Origin of the sequence: Longicatena sp. 210702-DFI.1.196 (genome assembly GCF_020563125.1) — a bacterium.
In the GTDB taxonomy this organism is placed as follows: Bacteria; Bacillota_I; Bacilli_A; order Erysipelotrichales; family Erysipelotrichaceae; genus Longicatena; species Longicatena caecimuris.
Genome location: NZ_JAJCPX010000103.1, coordinates 1 through 437 on the forward strand (window position 1 = coordinate 1; position 437 = coordinate 437).

At 35.2% G+C, this 437-nt stretch carries 1 protein-coding gene; it reads right to left on the reverse strand.

Annotation, left to right across the window (positions count from 1 at the left end; genetic code table 11):
- Positions 1-437 (reverse strand): transposase (locus LI241_RS15560; protein WP_227151477.1); only part of this gene is annotated, 437 nt, incomplete at both ends.

The window sequence follows — 437 nt, forward strand, 5'->3', positions numbered from 1 at the left end:
ATCTGATAGGCTTCCTTTAATTCTGGGGATATAGCCAATATGCGGTCAAGCAGCTGCGGATAATTGATATATTGATTTAACCGTTTATTGAACCTGCGCTTACCTTCTCGTACTTCTTTTTCAAGAAGAAGCCAGTTGAAATTCTTCAGCAGATAATATTCTACAGTGTTTGACTTATATCCTTTCATAATACGGACCCTGACTGCATTCAGGGAATCATTGATATTTTTAACAACATGGAAAGAGTCTACAGCAATTTTGGCTTTAGGAAAACGAAAATGAACAACATCTCTATATGGCTGATACATATCCATAATGAAGTATTGGACATTTGATCTTTCACCTATAGGAATCCTTTCAAAGTAATTGAGAAGAGAATACTTTTTTCTCTCAGGAAGCATATCAATCAGCTGATGAGATTTGAAATCAAGAAGAAG